The organism is Desertivirga brevis (assembly GCF_017355835.1).
Genome location: NZ_JAFEWF010000001.1, coordinates 541,469 through 558,757, shown reverse-complemented (window position 1 = coordinate 558,757; position 17,289 = coordinate 541,469). Strand labels below are relative to the sequence as shown.

The 17,289-nt window shown below is 40.3% G+C and carries 15 protein-coding genes; all 15 read right to left on the bottom strand.

The features are described 5' to 3' along the window. Positions 1 to 12: 12 nt before the first annotated feature. The 15 genes from J4N25_RS02375 to J4N25_RS02305 all read right to left on the bottom strand — a co-directional run bounded on the left by J4N25_RS02375 (position 13) and on the right by J4N25_RS02305 (position 17,215). Positions 13 to 888 (bottom strand): polyphosphate kinase 2 family protein, encoded by an 876-nt coding sequence (locus J4N25_RS02375; protein ID WP_207420538.1) that lies wholly within the window; start codon positions 886 to 888, stop codon positions 13 to 15. Positions 889 to 981: 93 nt separating this feature from the next. After that, the gene (locus J4N25_RS02370; RefSeq protein ID WP_207421603.1) at positions 982 to 2,895 is read right to left on the bottom strand and encodes an AMP-dependent synthetase/ligase; all 1,914 of its coding nucleotides are present in this window, start codon (positions 2,893 to 2,895) and stop codon (positions 982 to 984) included. Positions 2,896 to 2,987: 92 nt separating this feature from the next. Next, positions 2,988 to 3,314: a HesB/IscA family protein gene (locus J4N25_RS02365; RefSeq protein WP_207420537.1), complete on the bottom strand. Its 327-nt coding sequence runs from the start codon at positions 3,312 to 3,314 to the stop codon at positions 2,988 to 2,990. A 142-nt stretch (positions 3,315 to 3,456) separates the two neighbouring features. Beyond that, complete coding sequence (iscU, locus tag J4N25_RS02360) at positions 3,457 to 3,870, bottom strand: Fe-S cluster assembly scaffold IscU (RefSeq protein WP_207420536.1); 414 nt, start codon at positions 3,868 to 3,870, stop codon at positions 3,457 to 3,459. Between the two features lie 101 nt (positions 3,871 to 3,971). After that, the gene (locus J4N25_RS02355; RefSeq protein ID WP_207420535.1) at positions 3,972 to 5,183 is read right to left on the bottom strand and encodes an IscS subfamily cysteine desulfurase; all 1,212 of its coding nucleotides are present in this window, start codon (positions 5,181 to 5,183) and stop codon (positions 3,972 to 3,974) included. A gap of 309 nt (positions 5,184 to 5,492) precedes the next feature. Further along, complete coding sequence (locus J4N25_RS02350) at positions 5,493 to 5,957, bottom strand: carboxymuconolactone decarboxylase family protein (protein ID WP_207420534.1); 465 nt, start codon at positions 5,955 to 5,957, stop codon at positions 5,493 to 5,495. Between the two features lie 36 nt (positions 5,958 to 5,993). Further along, complete coding sequence (locus J4N25_RS02345) at positions 5,994 to 6,845, bottom strand: sigma-70 family RNA polymerase sigma factor (RefSeq protein WP_207420533.1); 852 nt, start codon at positions 6,843 to 6,845, stop codon at positions 5,994 to 5,996. 120 nt (positions 6,846 to 6,965) lie between these two features. Continuing rightward, positions 6,966 to 8,687, bottom strand: coding sequence for a lysine--tRNA ligase (lysS, locus tag J4N25_RS02340; RefSeq protein WP_207420532.1), 1,722 nt, complete (start codon positions 8,685 to 8,687; stop codon positions 6,966 to 6,968). Between the two features lie 150 nt (positions 8,688 to 8,837). Then, the gene (locus J4N25_RS02335) at positions 8,838 to 10,982 is read right to left on the bottom strand and encodes a xanthine dehydrogenase family protein molybdopterin-binding subunit (RefSeq protein WP_207420531.1); all 2,145 of its coding nucleotides are present in this window, start codon (positions 10,980 to 10,982) and stop codon (positions 8,838 to 8,840) included. Positions 10,983 to 10,986: 4 nt separating this feature from the next. Then, entirely contained in the window at positions 10,987 to 11,445 is a 459-nt protein-coding gene (locus J4N25_RS02330) for a (2Fe-2S)-binding protein (protein WP_207420530.1), read from the bottom strand. Between the two features lie 4 nt (positions 11,446 to 11,449). Then, positions 11,450 to 12,058: a nucleotidyltransferase family protein gene (locus J4N25_RS02325; protein WP_207420529.1), complete on the bottom strand. Its 609-nt coding sequence runs from the start codon at positions 12,056 to 12,058 to the stop codon at positions 11,450 to 11,452. After that, complete coding sequence (locus J4N25_RS02320) at positions 12,043 to 13,230, bottom strand: XdhC family protein (RefSeq protein ID WP_207420528.1); 1,188 nt, start codon at positions 13,228 to 13,230, stop codon at positions 12,043 to 12,045. Before J4N25_RS02320 ends, J4N25_RS02325 begins: the two co-directional genes overlap by 16 nt. A 171-nt stretch (positions 13,231 to 13,401) precedes the next feature. Next, positions 13,402 to 14,985: a tail fiber domain-containing protein gene (locus J4N25_RS02315; protein ID WP_207420527.1), complete on the bottom strand. Its 1,584-nt coding sequence runs from the start codon at positions 14,983 to 14,985 to the stop codon at positions 13,402 to 13,404. A gap of 256 nt (positions 14,986 to 15,241) precedes the next feature. Beyond that, positions 15,242 to 16,387: a hypothetical protein gene (locus J4N25_RS02310; RefSeq protein WP_207420526.1), complete on the bottom strand. Its 1,146-nt coding sequence runs from the start codon at positions 16,385 to 16,387 to the stop codon at positions 15,242 to 15,244. Between the two features lie 222 nt (positions 16,388 to 16,609). Next, a complete protein-coding gene (locus J4N25_RS02305; RefSeq protein ID WP_207420525.1) occupies positions 16,610 to 17,215 on the bottom strand; it encodes a thermonuclease family protein in 606 nt (201 codons plus the stop codon). Positions 17,216 to 17,289: the final 74 nt, after the last annotated feature.

The following is a 17,289-nucleotide window of genomic DNA, read 5'->3' as shown; positions in this document are numbered from 1 at the left end:
TGATTCAAGGTTTTAATCTTTTTCCTCCTGAAGTCGTTTTTTACTCTCAGCAAGCCTGATATAATCACTTTCAGGCAATATTGGATATTTTAAATCCATTGCTCTGAGGGTATCAACTATTATTTGACAGATAGCTATCCGTGCAAACCACTTTTTGTCTGAAGGAATAATATACCAGGGGCATGTTTCTGTACTTGTCTCTCTAAATACATCCTTATAAGCCTTCATGTAATGATCCCACATTTCCCGCTCATCAATATCTGACGCGGAAAACTTCCAATTTTTTGAAGGGTCATCAATACGCTTTAAAAAACGCTCTTTTTGCTCCTCTTTAGAAATATGAAGATAGAACTTTATTACAGTTGTGCCACTGTCTGTTAAATGTTCCTCAAAGTTTCTGATACTTCGATACCGGTTATTCCAAAACTTCTCATTAATGTACATTAAAGGAAGTTTACTTTCATTTGCAGCGAATTTAGGGTGCACCTTACATACAAGAACGTTCTCATAATGAGAGCGGTTATGAATACCAATGCGTCCCCGTTCAGGAAGGGCTTTATAATGTCTCCATAAGAAGTCATGGTCCAATTCTTCTGAATTCGGCTGTTTGAAACTATAAACCTGGCACCCCTGTGGGTTAACACCACTCATTACATGCTTTATGGCACTGTCTTTCCCTGCAGCATCCATCGCCTGGAAAATGATCAGTAAAGATTTGCTGTTATCGGCATAAAGCATGTCCTGCAGCTCGGCTAACTGCTCCTTAAGGCTAAGCAGGATGTCCCTGGAGTTTTCCTTCGCAAGGCCACCATCTTGTTTGGTGTCAAATTTTCCCAAGTCTATTTCGGCCCTTTCGGTAACTTTAAATGCCGATGTGTCGATCCCCATATCCTTTATAATTTCAATAACCGGTTTTTTGTTTGAATCAAGATTTGAGATTTTGTTACTGCTTGAGATTTTTATTCCCTTGATTACGTTATCTTAACCTGCTTCAACCTCGTCCAGATACATTTTATCAATTATATCAGCATATTTCTTTTCTATTACCTTACGTTTGGCCTTAAGCGATGGAGTCATTTCTCCCTCCTCCAATGAGAAAGGATTCCTCTTAACGATAAAGTTCTTTATTCTTTCGAACTTAGCCAGCTCGTTTGAAAGTCTTTTCACATCTTCACCAATCCATTTTGTAATTTCTGGATCATCGATAAACCGTTCTTCTTTTTCGAAAAAGTCCTCTTTAAGATTAAACGTCTCCATCAATGTATCCTTCGGTGGAATTATGATAGCAGTTATGTACTCGCGCTTGTCGCCCACAAGGAAGATCTGCTCAATCCTCGGGCTTTTTAAATAAATGTTTTCAACTGGGGTAGGGTAAACATTCTTCCCAAAAGAATTTACAAGCATATTCTTCAAACGATCTGTAATTTTAAGATTTCCTTTGTGGAATCTGCCAATATCGCCTGTGTGTAACCAGCCTTCACTATCGATAATCTGGCTGGTGTCTTCCGGCTTATCCCAGTAACCTTTCATCACGCAATGTCCTCTTGCTAGGATTTCACCTTCCTCACATTCAAAATCGGGATTAAAGGTATCGTGGGTTTGTACAGTAATAATCCTTTTCGTTTCAACATCCTGAATCCCTACTTCAATTCCTGGAATAATACGACCAACTGTACCATATATTTGTCGATGATATTCTGTTACTGCCATAACAGGCGAAGTTTCTGTTAATCCATACCCCTCCAGGATCTTGATTCCCAGATTCCCAAAGAACTCACCAACATTCTGGGGTAAAGCGGCTCCTCCAGATAGCATAAATTTTAGCTGCCCACCTGTTTTTTCCTTAATTTTTGAGAAAACAAGTTTGTTGGCCAACCTCTGCTGCCAGGAAAGGATAGTATTCGGGGTTCGGCCAGCCTCCAGCACTTCCCGGTACTTTTTACCGGTAGCCAAAGCCCAAAGGAATATTTTAGATTTAATACCTCCAGCTTGTGTACCATTTTTCATTGCACGGTCATGTATCCTTTCCAGCAATCGCGGCACACAGCTCATGATTGTTGGTTTTACTTCTTCCATATTCCGGGCCAGCAGTTCCAGGCTTTGAGAAAATGCAATACGGCATCCGGCAGTACAACTAACATAGTATGTTGCTGTACGCTCAAATACATGTGATAATGGGAGGAAGGAAAGGAATTTGTCATCCTTGGTAACAACTGGTATTTGTTCCAAACTACACCGTGCATTCATCACAAAATTATTGTGAGTCAGCATTACCCCTTTTGGTATTCCTGTAGTTCCTGACGTGTATATCAGGGAGGAAATATCAGAGGGTAATATAGCATCCCGGATCCCATCTATTTGTTTCGAGTATTCGTCCAGCCGTTTTTTACCCTCCAAAAGCAGGTCATCGAATCCAATTAATTCAGCTTTAGGGCTGAAGCTTTCTGCATGTTTAGAGAAGTTTTCAAAAGCCGGAATAATACGGATTAAGGAAGGACAATGATTGGCGATCTTTAGAATTTTTTTTAAAAGAAAAGGAGTACCAACTAAAATAGTTTTAACACCTGCATCCTTAACAATGTATTCTATCTCCTGCTCAGAGAGGGTAGGATAGATACTTACATTAACTGCTCCTATCTGTTGCAGGCCCTGATCATAAAAGATATACTGAGGGGAATTCTCAATGATAAAACCAAGGCGGTCGCCCTTGGTAATCCCTACGGATAGGAGGTAAGCCGAAATGGCATCTGCAGCATCGAGTGTTTGCTTATAACTTATCTCTTCCCATTCATTTTTGTTTTTATGCAGCAGGAATGTGGTTTGTGGTGCGTGGATGTTGCTTACAACATTCCGTAGCAATTTAGGAATTGTATCGACCTTCGCTTTCAAAATAATCTCGGTTTACCAGCTAAAATTACAACAACTTTATGCTATTATACAACAAAAGGGGCATAAAGCCCCTTTTGTTGTAGTTTTGTGTAAAATTTTTATACTGAGAAACTCTCTCCGCAACCACATGTGCGGCTTGCATTTGGATTATGGAAATTAAAACCCTTTCCGTTTAATCCGTCGGAGAAATCAAGTTCGGTTCCGGCAAGATAAAGGAATGACTTCATGTCTAAGGCCAATCTAACTCCTTTATCTTCAAAAAACTGATCGCCGGGTTGTTCTTCGTTGTCGAAATCAAGATTGTACGATAAACCAGAACAGCCACCACCTTTAACCGAAACTCTTAAAAAATAAGAAGCATCTAATCCAGAATCCTGAATTAAATTTTCTATTTTCTCTTTCGCTTTATCTGTTACAGTTACCATTATTTTGAAATTTAAGATTTGATATTACTAGTTGAGACAATGCTCTAAATCAGAACTCAAATCATTAATGTAAATCCTTATTACAAGTGCTTGGTAAAAGATTTGCTGAATTACTACCCGCCATCTTAAACCCTACAACTTATTAATGGTGTGACTTCTCGCTCTCGATCGGCTCTAAACCGTTCTTTGTACGATAGTCGTTTATAGCAGCTTTAATAGCATCTTCTGCAAGAACAGAACAATGGATTTTTACTGGCGGTAAAGCAAGTTCTTCAACAATATCCATATTGTCGATGCTCATTGCCTCATCAATAGTTTTACCTTTTAACCATTCTGTAGCTAAAGAGGACGAAGCAATTGCTGAGCCACAGCCAAAAGTTTTGAACTTAGCATCTGTAATAACATTTTCTTCGTTCACTTCAATTTGCAAACGCATAACGTCACCACACTCCGGAGCTCCAACTAAACCAGTACCAACTTTAGTGCTGCTTTTATCTAATGTACCAACGTTACGAGGGTTGGTGTAATGATCAATAACTTTATCTGAATAAGCCATAGCTTGTTTATTTACGATTTTTAGATTTACGATTTACGTTTTGTCGCTCATACTATTTTGTCTAGGGCGACAACAAATTCCTCCTTAAGGAGGACGCGAGCTTAATGCTCAACCCACTCAACCTTGCTAAGGTCGATCCCTTCTTTGAACATTTCCCAAAGAGGAGAAAGGTCGCGAAGGTGATTAACAGCTTTTTTAGTTTGCTCAATAGCAAAATCTACTTCTTCTTCAGTTGTAAATCTTCCAAGACCAAAACGTATCGAAGAGTGTGCCAAATCATCGGATAACCCTAAGGCTTTTAATACGTAAGATGGCTCTAATGAAGCAGAAGTACAAGCCGAACCTGAAGAAACAGCCATATCTTTCATAGCCATCATTAATCCTTCACCTTCAACATATTTGAAGGAAATATTAGCCACATGAGGAAGTCTGTTCTCAACGTTTCCGTTTACATAGCTTTCTTCAAGTGTTTTCAAAGACGACTCAAGCTTGTCGCGTAAAGCCGACAGGCGTACTGCTTCATCAGCCATTTCCAGGCGAGCCAATTCGCAAGCTTTACCAAAACCAACAATTCCCGGAACGTTAAGAGTACCAGAACGCATGCCGCGCTCATGACCTCCACCGTCCATTTGAGCTGTTACTTTCACCCTTGGATTTTTACGACGAACATACAAAGCACCTACACCTTTTGGTCCGTACATTTTGTGTGCTGAAAAAGCTAAAAGATCGATTCCATCAGCATTTACGTCTACAGGGATCTTGCCACAAGCTTGGGTCGCATCTGTAAAGAACAAAGCACCGTGTTTATGGGTAATAGCAGAAATTTCTTTTATAGGTTGAATAACACCTATCTCGTTATTACCATACATGATAGCAACAAGGATGGTCTTATCCGTAAATGCTTTTTCTAATTCTTCAAGGTCAACTAGTCCATCTTCTTTTACCGGAAGATAAGTAATAGAAGCTCCTAGTTTTTCGAGGTGTTTACAAGTATCTAAAACAGCTTTATGCTCGGTAACACAAGTAATAATGTGATTACCTTTATCTTTGTACATCTCGAATACACCTTTGATAGCAAGGTTATCAGCTTCAGTAGCTCCTGATGTGAAGATGATCTCTTTCTCATTCGCTCCAATCAGTTTAGCCACTTGCTCACGGCCATAATCAATTGCCTCTTCTGCAGCCCATCCAAAAGCGTGATTACGGCTTGCTGCGTTTCCAAATTTTTGAGTAAAATAAGGAATCATAGCCTCCAGAACCCTCGGATCCATTGGAGTAGTTGCGTTGTTGTCTAAGTATATTGGGAGATTCATATCTTATTTAAAATTATTACAAATATAATAAAACTTTCGCCGAGGCAACATCAATAATGTCTATATGCCATAGAATACAATGTAATCTGTAAGATAATGACAAAAGTGTGATTTCAATCATTTTTTATTCGAAGTAAATATTGAAGGAGTGAAGGAGGGAATGAATGAATGAATGAAGGAAGGAATGAAGGAAGGAAGGAAGGAAGGAAGGAAGGATGAAGTGAATGAATAGAAAATTTAAAGCATTAAAAAAGCGCATCGCGGATGCGCTTGGGGACCTAGTGCAGTGAGAAAGCTTTTTTCCGGAGCTTAAACAGATTCCGCGATTCTTACTTTATACTTACCCGGTACCGGTCCAAAGGACTTCACCAGCCTGTTCCATGAGTTGATTTGAGCTACTGCAAGGGTTAGTATAGCGATATCGTCTTTGCTGAAGTACTTATTCAATTCATCGTGGATATCATCATTGTGCTCTCCATCTGGCATTTTCGTTAGCCGTTCTGCGAAAGCCAAAACTGCTTGTTCAGTAGGCGAATAATACGGGGTTTCTCTCCAGGCTGAAATTGACATTAGTCGTAATGGTTCCTCCCCGGCATGTATAGCCTCTTTGTAATGCATGTCTAAACAGTAAGCGCAACCGTTAATTTGAGAGACCCTCATTCGCATTAACTCAAGAAGTTTGAAGTCTAATCCATAGTTATCAATCACGTTTTGTACATGAGTCATCGACTCGTATACACCTGCAGGTAATTTGCTAAAAGATATACGTTCCATAATTTGTAAGTTTTGCCCTAATGACAAAACGAATTATCAAAACGTGACAGGTGTTCCAATTTTTTCGAGGTTCTTTAACTTATCAGGGTTTCTGACAATGTAAACGTTTTCCAGCATTTCATCTACAAGTGAAAATATCATACAAGATGTAAGTGATCCTTCATCGTAATAGAAAAGGGCAGGCTGGTGATTCATTAGCCTTAGCTCAACCAGCTTATCTGAATAGAATTTCCGGTAAATCCCATGAAGCATCGCCAACGAATTTTCTTTTCCCTGAATAGGATTGATGCTAGCGCTCACTTTTCCTCCTCCATCTGAGACTATTCTTATTTCTTCCCTTAACAAGGCTTTTAATCCTTCTGTATCTGCTCGTTGTAGTACTTGCAGGTATCTCGGTAAGAAATTATTGGGAGTGGTTGTTTGACGTAAGGGGCCTTCGCTTTTCACCTGTTTTTTTGCGCGGCTTAAAAGTTGTCTGCAGTTTTCCTCAGTAATTCCGATAAGTTCACTTATTTCTGAATGATCGAAATCGAATGCCTCCTTTAATATAAAAACAGCTCGTTGCTTGGGACTAAGTTTTTCCATTAAAACCATCATGGAATAGGAAATTACCTCCTTTCTTAAGATAGAAGTGTCCGAGCCTTCATTTGAAACTGGCTCAGGTAACCATTCCCCCGGATGATTTCTGACCAATTTATTCAACCGTTTTTTGTGATTGATAGCTTTATTAATAACCATTCTTTTGAGGTAGGCTTCACGATTTTCAATGTGGGATGGATCAAGCTCAATGAATTTGAGATAAGAGTCTTGCACCACATCTTTTGCGTCATCAAAAGAGCCAAGTATATTATAAGCGTAGGTAGTTAGTAAAGGTCTTAAAGTTTCCATCAATTTCGATTGACAACTGGCGGTTAAAATACGTGACAGGATAAGTCTTGAATTAAAAACAATTAAATCTAATAAAAAAGGCCCGCTGATGAACGGGCCTTACACAAATTAACATATTTTCTATTCAAACCATTGAGTCACTTCTTCCTTGGTAGGAACAGCGATATCAAGCTTTAATTTCTTTCTCATTCCTCCAAGGTCATTGAATACCTTATTCGGATTAGCTGCCTTTAATTCCTCAATAGTGTTGAAGCCCATTTTAATTAATACTGGAACCCACTCCTGAGGAACTCCAATCGCTTTAAAATCGTCGATAGAAGCAACCTTCAATTTTTTCTCCGGACGCATTTGCGGGAAGAACAATACTTCCTGAATAGTGCTTTGGTTGGTCATCAACATTACCAAACGGTCAATTCCGATTCCCAAACCAGCAGTAGGAGGCATTCCGTATTCAAGAGAACGAAGGAAATCTTCATCCATCGCCATCGCTTCTTCGTCACCACGATTAGCCAAAGTTAGTTGATCCTCAAATCTCTCCCGCTGATCAATAGGGTCGTTAAGCTCTGAATAGGCATTAGCAATCTCTTTTCCGTTAACGAACAGTTCGAAACGCTCCACCAGACCTTCTTTGCTTCTGTGTTTCTTAGCAAGAGGGGTCATTTCTACAGGATAATCTGTAATGAACGTCGGCTGTATAAGATTGGCTTCAACTTTTGCACCAAATATCTCGTCGATCAGTTTCCCTTTACCCATGGTTGGATCTACGTTAATGTCCAGGTCGGCACAAACTTTCCTCAAACCTTCTTCATTCAATTCGGAAACGTCAATACCTGTATATTTTTGGATAGATTCGAACATTGAAAGGCGTTCATAAGGACCAGCAAAATCTATCTGATGTTGGCCAACGGGAACAATTGTGTTTCCGTGAATAGCCGTAGCAACTTTCTCCAGACATTCCTCAACCATCTCCATCATCCATACATAGTCTTTATATGCTACGTAGATCTCCATTGAAGTAAACTCCGGATTGTGAGTTCTGTCCATTCCTTCATTACGGAACATCTTACCAAACTCATAGACACCGTCAAATCCGGCTACTATCAGACGCTTTAAGTAAAGCTCGTTAGCAATACGAAGATATAAAGGCATATCTAATGTATTGTGATGAGTTTTAAACGGACGGGCAGCAGCGCCACCATGTACCGGTTGAAGGATTGGCGTTTCAACTTCCATCCATCCCTGGTTGTCGAAGTAGCTGCGCATTGTATTGATAACCCTTGAGCGATTGATGAAGATCTGCTTTAATTGAGGATTAACCGTTAAGTCGACATAACGCTGACGGTAGCGTAACTCAGGATCAGTGAAACCGTCGTATACATGGCCTTCCTCATCCCTTTTAACAATTGGAAGAGGTTTTAAAGATTTGGCAAGGACGATAAATTCAGAAGCATGGATTGAGATCTCACCGGTTTGAGTGGTAAATACATACCCTTTTATACCAACAAAATCACCAATGTCTAAAAGCTTTTTGAATACGGTGTTATATAGTGTTTTATCTTCACCCGGACAAAGGTCGTCGCGTTTTAGGTAAGCCTGAATACGACCTGTAGAATCCTGAAGCTCCACGAAGGAAGCACTTCCCATGATCCGGCGACTCATGATCCGGCCGGCGAAACTTACGTTCTTGTAATTAGTCTTATCACGCTCGTAGTTTTCCTTTATGTCTTGTGCTGTAACGTTTACCTCAAATGCTTCAGCAGGATAGGGCTCAATTCCCAGATCTCGCAGTTGTTTTAATGCCTCACGGCGTAAAATTTCCTGTTCCGACAGTCCGATACTCATGATCTTGATTTAATAATTTATTTAGCGGTATGTCTGAGTGACATAATTTCTGCAAAAGTACTATTTAACATAGAAGAAACAAGGCATGAATTTATAGGAGGATGGCAAAAGAAGTCTCCGGATGGCGAAGACTTCTTTTATAGCAGTTGATTATACTGTGGCTTTTACTTTAAATGGTGCTTCATCAATAAAAGGCTGATTCCTGATACGCTTACCAGTTGCCTTATAGATAGCATTTGCCACAGCTCCTGAAGTAGGAGGTAAGGAAGGTTCTCCAAGACCGGTAGGATCCAGTCCGTTATCGACAAAATGAGCTTCAACTTCCGGAATTTCTCTCATCCGGATTAGCCGGTATTTATGATAGTTATTTTGCTCGGGTGTCCCATTCTTAAAAGAAAGTTTTCCGTACATGGCGTGACCAAAACCATCTACAATTCCTCCAATAACTTGTTGACGCGCTCCCATTGGACTCACTACTTCGCCGCAATCAGTCGCTGCATAAATTTTGCTTATCTGAGGCTTGTTGTTTTTTATGCTGGCCTCAGCAACTATAGCCACGTAGGAGGCATGTGAGAAATAGACGCTAAAGCCCTGAGATACTTCTTTCTTTGTTCCCCAGCCGGATTTTTCTGCTGCCAGCTTAATTACTCCAATCATGCGATCAACATCGTACCGCACAGGACCAACAGGGGCTGTTTTAGCTTTATTTAGCAGATCAAGTCTGAATTGGACCGGATCCTTTCCTGTCGCCAGCGCTACTTCATCTAAAAAGCTTTGTTCAGCGAAGGCCAGAAAGTTAGTAATAGGTGCTCTCCATGGAGCAGTACTTATAGGTGATTTATGCTCTATTGATTCAATAAGTAGATTTTCTACCGCTCCGGAAGGGAAGTTGTTTTCGCGGGTTGGATTACCGGCATTTATGCCAGCACCCCGTAAACGGTAACCAATAAGGTCATTTTTAGCATCCAATGCCGCTTCAAAGCGATAGCGCACCGCCGGACGATAGTAACCGCCCATCATGTCGTCTTCCCTTGACCAGACCACTTTTACTGGTGCTTTTAAAATGCTTGACAGTTCTGCTGCCTCCAGAACGAAGTCATCCATTAATCTTCTTCCAAAACCACCACCAATACGAGTTATCTCCAGTGAAATTTTATTTTCCGGAATTCCCAGCAATTTAGAAACTGAACTTCTTGCTGAGCCTGGATTTTGTGTTGGTCCCACAAGTTCAACACTATCCGTTTTTACATCGGCAAAGAAGTTCATGGGTTCCATCGGATTGTGAGGAAGGAAGGGGCACTGATATTCGCTTTTGATTATTTTAGCAGCACTTGCAAAGGCCGCGTCGGGATCACCATTTTTTCGTCTTACTGTAGCTTCCGGCTTTGCCATTAGCTCTGAAAAGATCCTGTTATGATCATCTGTCGATTCCAGCTTTTCCGTATTCTCATACGTTACCTTTAATGCTTTACGAGCTTTAAGAAGTTGCCAGGTTGATTTGCCGATGATTGCAACATTGTTTTTAAAGGTTATTACATCAATAATCCCAGGCATCGCTTTTGCTGCAGCCGACTCTACTGCCTTTAGCTTCATGCCAAAACCTTCCGGACGCTGGACCATAGCATAAAGCATTCCTTCGCGGTAAAAATCCATTCCATACAAAGCTTTGCCTGTTGCAATATTCTTGTTTTCTACATTTTTTACCCTTTTGCCAATGAGCTTGAAATCTTTTCTGTCTTTAAGTTTTACATCCTGAGGAACACTTAACTTAGAAGCTTCTATGGAAAGCTCTCCATAACTTGATCTTTTACCTGAAGAGTGGATTACAAAACCATTTTCAGTGCTGCATTCTGCTACCGGAACATTCCATTGTTTAGAAGCAGCTTCAAGCAGCATTTGTCTGGCTGTAGCACCAACCCTTCTCAATTTTTTGTAGGAGTGCGGTGTAGCTCCGCTTCCACCTGTTACCTGTCTTTCAAAACGGCTGTTATCAAAAGGAGCTTGAACAACTTTGACCTTTGTCCAGTCCGCATCTAATTCCTCCGCTATGATAGTGGGGAAAGAGGTTTTTATGTTCTGACCAACCTCGGGATTGGGGGAAAAGATAGTGATTGTGTTATCCTGTGCTATATAGAGATAGCTGTTTAAGCTTGTGCCCTCTGCCAATTCTGCTTTAGAAAGTGCATTTACTGCTATTTCAGCGTTCGCACTAAACCAGTCAAATCCCAGAACAAGCCCGCCACCAATAGTTGCTGCTATCTTCAAAAAATTACGTCTGCCTGTTGTACTTGTCATAAACTTAAACTTTAGTGCTGGCCAGTTTAACCGCCTCATGGATACGATGGTATGCTCCGCAACGACAGATATTTCCATTCATAGCTATTGCTATTTGATCATCTGTGGGTTTCGAACTATTCTTCAGGAAGGCTGCAGCAGTCATAATTTGACCCGCCTGGCAATAGCCACATTGGGCTACGTCCACTTCGTCCCAAGCTAGTTGCACTGGATGATCACCTTTTTCTGAAAGTCCTTCTATGGTGATGATTTTAGCGGTTCCGATTGATGAAACGGGGAGTGTGCAAGAACGGATTGCCTGACCATCCATATGAACAGTACAAGCACCGCAAGCTGAAATTCCACATCCATATTTGGTTCCCACTAGGCCCAGATGATCACGCAGTACCCATAGCAGGGGCGTGTCAGGATCAACGTTCACCTGTTTTGTTTGGCCATTGATCTGTAGTTTGTAAGTAGCCATTTTATTAATTCTTTGCTTGGTTGGGTGTTTTTAAGTTTATATAATCAGTTTTTGTATCAATGTCTATGGCTCCTTCAGGAAATTGGAGAACTTCTATATCTTCTTTAAATGCTTTAAGTAATACTTTAGCTCCTTGGTCTTCTTTAAGTTCCTTTAATTTAATAAAGTAGCTGTGTTTAAATAAAGCGGGAGTTCCTATTGTTCCAGCGTACGTACTGGCAATAATTCCTTTCGCTGACGAAGCAGCTTTCTTTATCAAATCATCAATTATGGATGAACTAATGTAAGGCTGATCGCATACCATCAGCACTACGCCTTTTACTGAAGGATGCTGCTTTTCTAATTCCAGAAGCCCCTCAACTATCGACGTCCCTATACCTCTTTCCCAATTGGGATTATAAGCGATGAGTACAGGAAGATCTCTTAATTCGTATCTATGTTCATCACATCTGGCTCCTAATACTACCACCACCGGTGAAGCCTTAGATTGTACTGCCTGTCCGGCTGCGTGCCCTAATAACGTACTAGACTTGTAGGGAAGCAACTGTTTGCTTTCTCCAAGCCTGGAAGCATTTCCAGCCGCAAGTAAAATCAATCCTATATTTTCTCGCATGACTGGTAGGGAAGCATTATTTTTTCTTTTGAATGCGCAGTTGAACCTATATCATGAATGGGACCTTGTTTATCTCGCAGAAATGTTCCTTTCTTTTTCGATAGTACAGCCTTGATCTCTGCAACAATCGAAAGCGCGATTTCTTCAGACGTCTCAGCCCCAAGATCTAAACCAGCAGGTCCATAAAGCTTCGCTAAATCATCAGCTGTATATTCGAATCCTTCATCTTCAAGCTCTTGCAAGATTCTGTTCAGCTTTTTTTTCGGCCCTAAGATTCCGATATATGGGATATTCAATGGTAAAATGGATTTCAAAACGTTGAGATCATAAATATAATTATGAGAGAGGAGCGCAAAGACCGTATGCTGGTCTACTTTAAGATGGGAAAGGACTTGGTCTGATTTGGATGTAATTAAACGAGTTGCTTTGGGAAAGCGTTCCTTGGTTAGAAGGTTTGTTCGTCCGTCTATAACATCAACTTCCCAACCAAGCAGAGTGCTCATTTTTACAAGTGGGATAACATCGTTTCCTGCTCCGATAATGTTTAATACAACAGCTGGCGGTATCACCTCAATTAATGCGGTAAGGCTGCCTGGAGAATTCGATAATGAATAATTATTTATTTGAGACTGCTGGGTGTACAGCGCATTTTTTGAATCTGCAATTATATCTTCTTTTATGTTCTCCGGAACCTCTGCCAGTTGAATGACCTTGTCTTTCAAGAAGAATAGGCAGCTACCTGTTTGAGAGTGATTTCTTTCCTCTTCCTTGAAAAGGGTAACAAAAACGGTGTGTTCGCGGCTCTGCAAACATTGTTCAAGACAAGTGATTGGATTTTCTAAGTCAGAATTGATAGGCTCAATAAGGATATGGATTATTCCATTACAACCAAGACCAACACCTAATTTGGCATCATCATCATCGCTGGTATCATACTTAACCAGCATTGCCTTTTTCTGATGCATCACTAGCAGAGCCTTTTTTAAAGCATCTCCTTCGAGGCACCCTCCACTAATAGCACCAGTGAGCAGCCCGTCTTCTGTTACAAGCATTCGTGCTCCAGGTCGCCGATAAGCCGATCCCTCCACCTTTACAACGGTAGCTAATGCAGTTAGTTTGTTTTCCAGACGGGCCTGGTTGAAAGCCCTTACAATTTCGCCAAATTCTCTCATATAGGAAGCGCGGGTAGCGAAACTAAAAATAGATATTTAAGTGTATATGAGCTGTAAAATTTTTGTGGGGTTGTTTGGGGGACTTTAATGAAGGTGAGGATGGTCTTAATTTCTGTATCGAAATGAAAAAGGCCCGGAATTCTCCGAGCCTTAATAAGTGTGTGTGTTCTTCTATTTCTGTTTGATCAATTCTTTCAACTCATCGATCTGCTTCTGTTGCGAATCAATTTTTTGTTGCTGTTCTTTGATTGCGTTGATTAAAACCGGGATGAGTTCTGTGTAGTTGATGCTAAGTTTACCTTTATCTTCGTCACCTTGAACGATTTCGGGAATAATAGATTTTACATCCTGGGCAATGAGTCCTATTTGTTTTTTTGCTGACAATTTAGGATCCAGCCAGTTGTAACTAACAGGTTGTAGTTGTGTAATCGAACTTAATCCGTATTCAAGATTCTCGATATCTTTCTTTAGCCGCCTGTCCGACGGACTTAAATAGTTCGGAGCTTCAATTGGCCCGTTGACCAACAGTTGGGCATCTGAATCTTCAAAGTAAGCTCCTTGTTCAAATCCTATTCCCACCTTACCATTCGTGGAGGTTATTTTCATCCTTTCTGCGCCCGAGGTAATAAAACTTAAAGAAAAAGGCGTGTTTGTTCCTAGCTTTAGTTCTTTTGTTGTTTGATTTCCAGATGTAGACCAGCTTCCGCTTGTTAGAGTTGCCTTATCGACTTTTTTAACTATTTCGTCTTCAAGGACCAAAACGAAGTCAGAAGTTCCTACTTGCACTCCTCCCAGCCTCAAAGGGTCCTGAGTATCGTAAATCTCTAATTTACTTCTTGGCGTTTTAGTTCCGATACCTACAAATCCGGCGCCTGTTATTCTCATTCGCTCATTAGCCGTTTCGCTTTGTCCACCTGTAAGAAATTGCAGGTTTTTATTTGCTCCAGTGCCAATCAAAAAGTCTCCTCCTAAATTGTACAGATAAGAATCATTGATACCACCAAACTTTTTTTGATCATTTTTCGAACTATTGATGCCGAGATCTACATAGTAATTCTCTTCTGTGCCGTTATCAGCAGTTGCTATTATGTCAGTACTTGCTGCATTCCCTGCAAACTTGTTTTGAATGTTAAACTGGAGATAGTTGTTAACATATCCTTTAATGTTTAGACCAGTATAACTAGTAACAGGTAGTGGTTCACTTGTAGATCCCCCTAAATCTATAAGTACTTTTTCTTTGTCGGTTGCAAATACAGGATTTGATCCGATTCCAACACTTCCATCGCTATCAATGATCATCCTATGTAAGTTATTAGTACGGAACTTTAGAGCATCATTATTGGTTGTACCTAAAAAGTGATTGTCACTAGAGACACTGTTTCCGCTGAGCCCCCAGCTTGAAGATGTCAAACCTGTTGTGCTAGTCGTTGAAAGTTTTTGCCAGGCTCGCCCATCATAGAAGTAGTAACCCGGAGTGACGTCGCTAATTTCTTCAGTGTTATAAACTAATAATGAAATTTCGGGAGAGGGGATAGTTGTAATATCAGCGCTTGATTTCAGTTTCACCCTAGGTATGAGCAAACCTTTATCGGTAAAGCTAACGTCCAGTCCTGCAGATGGATGTGGTGCTGTCCCTGTTCCATTTATTCCAACATTCTGCGAAAAAGCAGTTGCGGAGCAGAGTAGAAGTCCAAAAAATGTGAAGGTTCGCCTGTTAAGGACACGGCTTTTAATAAGAGCGTAAAATTTGATCATACTTTATTAACTGTAATCGTTTAGAAATTTTTAATTAATATCCCATGCGCTGGTTGCCTGGAAAAAACTCATCATCACAAAGAGCTCTAAAATTAATAAAAAAAATAAAACTGCCGCGTTTAAAGGAAAATTTCTAAACTTATAGTGTAGATCTTGTTGTGGTTCCCCCTGAAATGGAAAAATGTTTCTCGCCCTCGAAAATAAAGAAGGGATAAGCTATTATCCCTGAAAAAACTAAACTAAAACTAATAAGCTCTTATATATCGGGTGAATACTCCATTGGTACAACAAATCGATCATGAAAAATAGCCCATCCATGCGTCATCATAGCTCTCCACATTTCAATCTTAATACATTTATCCTTTGCACTAAATACTGCGTGGAATGAACTTTTATAGGTTCCACTAACCTTGCAGATTGGGGAGTTGTTAAAGGTGAAATTTATTCCATCTAAAGAATATCCAAGGAATAATCTTCCTCCGCTTCCATAGCCACCGTGATTGGTGGTAGTTACCAGCATGATCCAGACATTATGAAATTTTTTTACTTCCATATGCCACGGGTCCTGATCCTGCCCCCACGGACGGCTATTTATTTTAACAACATCGTACCCTTTGTTCCTGTCTGGTTCAAATCCTTTAATGGGATCACTTGAGACCATTCTTCTTATGCAAATAGAGTTGTAATAGTTACCAGGGGTTGTTTCGTAATTACTGATCCCATAACAGTAGTAGAGGTCATTGTCTTTGATGAAGGAGGGAGAGATTACGTCTATTGCCGTTGCCGGCCACTCACAAACTTTTTCTTTTTTATTCCAGGTTATTCCATCCGTACTCTTAGTAACCCAAAGGGATCTTATCCCCTTGAGATTAGTTCTCCAATAGCAATACAAAACTCCCTTATCCAACATTAAATTCACATCCGAATGGTACCCAATACCTTCTGGCGCATGTTCGATCGGATTGGAGATTCCTTTGGGCTCCAACCAAAGTATACCATCCTCCGAGCAGAAAATGTGCGGGTTTTCATATTGACTATCGGTATTGGGATAAGGAGTAACGGCCGCCCAATACTTGTATCCGTTCCACTTTTTGTCGAACCGCAACATGCTTGGATGGGTCCATCCCGAATACGAAAGTGTGATTTTACTTTCTGTCCCATTCGCGTCTTTTCTCCCCACAGCCACAGAGTTAAAAATCAACGCGGAATTAGAGGGGGAGAAATTAACTGCTCCTATATTCAGACTGGAGATCTTGATGCCACTAAAAAGGTTCACTACATCTTCATCATCGTTTAAAACCTCTTGCTTTTGTTCAATAACTTCCGATCTTTTTTCTTCTACATGATCTTTTTTACAAGCCCCAAGAGCCACAATTAGCATTGCGGCAAAAACTTTCCTCATACTTAATCCCCGAAATTGGTTAGTTTAATTCCCCTTTATGGCATGTTGCCAATTACCTTTTTACGACTGAAAGACAGAAAGTTTCAGCCAAGGTCCTATAATGAAAATACGTTTTAAGAAAATTGGCGATATGAAGTGGCTGCAATAATAAATTGGCAAGAAAAAATTAACAAACTTGTTATTAAGGTAAAGAATATAAAGAAAAAATGCCTGATAAGATTTTCAGCTTGTGGTTTTGAAACGATGTTGCCAGCAACGCCCACCTTCGGAAGCATTATTTTTGCAATTGTTGCCAGCGCGGGTAACTCCAGAACAGGGGATGTAACTTTTTCTTTTATTAGGCTGTATCTGTTGCCTCCTACCATTTTTCCTGAATTCCCATGGTGCAACCGGCTTCGTAGAACTCCAGATACCAACTCTTTTCCCTCTGGCTTTTAATTCCAATTCTGCGTATTCTCGTGATTTATCGTATTGCTTATAATGCCAGGCCATTCCTGCAATAAGAAGTTCTTTATTCAGAATTTTCCCATCAGGCAAATTTACAATTGCAATTTTCCGCCCGTAGCGATCATTATTCTTGACTTGGACAATAACTGTTTTTCCGAAGCATAGTTTAGAAGTAAACTGTTGTGCCTTCGTGCCAAAGTCTTGTTTCTTTTCGGGGCAATCCACCCCATATAATCTTATTTTGACCTGCTTTTTATTATTTGTTAAGATAGTAAACGTATCACCGTCTGCTATTGAAACTACTCTGCCCGTTATAGATACTGGGGGATCAACGGTTAGAGAAATAAGAGAAAAAATAAAAGCAATCAGAAATTTCATCATACCAAGTGCAGAAATTAGAAGAATTAGAGATCGTAATCATCTCAACGTAGTTATTGCCAAAGTTAATAAGTATG

Bases quoted from the DNA above. Each gene is read 5' to 3' on its own strand.
- J4N25_RS02325 (WP_207420529.1), bottom strand. From the start codon at position 12,058: ATGCGAGAAAATATAGGATTGATTTTACTTGCGGCTGGAAATGCTTCC.
- J4N25_RS02375 (WP_207420538.1), bottom strand. From the start codon at position 888: ATGGGGATCGACACATCGGCATTTAAAGTTACCGAAAGGGCCGAAATA.
- J4N25_RS02315 (WP_207420527.1), bottom strand. From the start codon at position 14,985: ATGATCAAATTTTACGCTCTTATTAAAAGCCGTGTCCTTAACAGGCGA.
- J4N25_RS02305 (WP_207420525.1), bottom strand. From the start codon at position 17,215: ATGATGAAATTTCTGATTGCTTTTATTTTTTCTCTTATTTCTCTAACC.
- J4N25_RS02365 (WP_207420537.1), bottom strand. From the start codon at position 3,314: ATGGTAACTGTAACAGATAAAGCGAAAGAGAAAATAGAAAATTTAATT.
- J4N25_RS02335 (WP_207420531.1), bottom strand. From the start codon at position 10,982: ATGACAAGTACAACAGGCAGACGTAATTTTTTGAAGATAGCAGCAACT.
- J4N25_RS02330 (WP_207420530.1), bottom strand. From the start codon at position 11,445: ATGGCTACTTACAAACTACAGATCAATGGCCAAACAAAACAGGTGAAC.
- J4N25_RS02355 (WP_207420535.1), bottom strand. From the start codon at position 5,183: ATGAATCTCCCAATATACTTAGACAACAACGCAACTACTCCAATGGAT.
- J4N25_RS02345 (WP_207420533.1), bottom strand. From the start codon at position 6,845: ATGGAAACTTTAAGACCTTTACTAACTACCTACGCTTATAATATACTT.
- J4N25_RS02320 (WP_207420528.1), bottom strand. From the start codon at position 13,230: ATGAGAGAATTTGGCGAAATTGTAAGGGCTTTCAACCAGGCCCGTCTG.
- J4N25_RS02350 (WP_207420534.1), bottom strand. From the start codon at position 5,957: ATGGAACGTATATCTTTTAGCAAATTACCTGCAGGTGTATACGAGTCG.
- lysS (WP_207420532.1), bottom strand. From the start codon at position 8,687: ATGAGTATCGGACTGTCGGAACAGGAAATTTTACGCCGTGAGGCATTA.
- iscU (WP_207420536.1), bottom strand. From the start codon at position 3,870: ATGGCTTATTCAGATAAAGTTATTGATCATTACACCAACCCTCGTAAC.
- J4N25_RS02310 (WP_207420526.1), bottom strand. From the start codon at position 16,387: ATGAGGAAAGTTTTTGCCGCAATGCTAATTGTGGCTCTTGGGGCTTGT.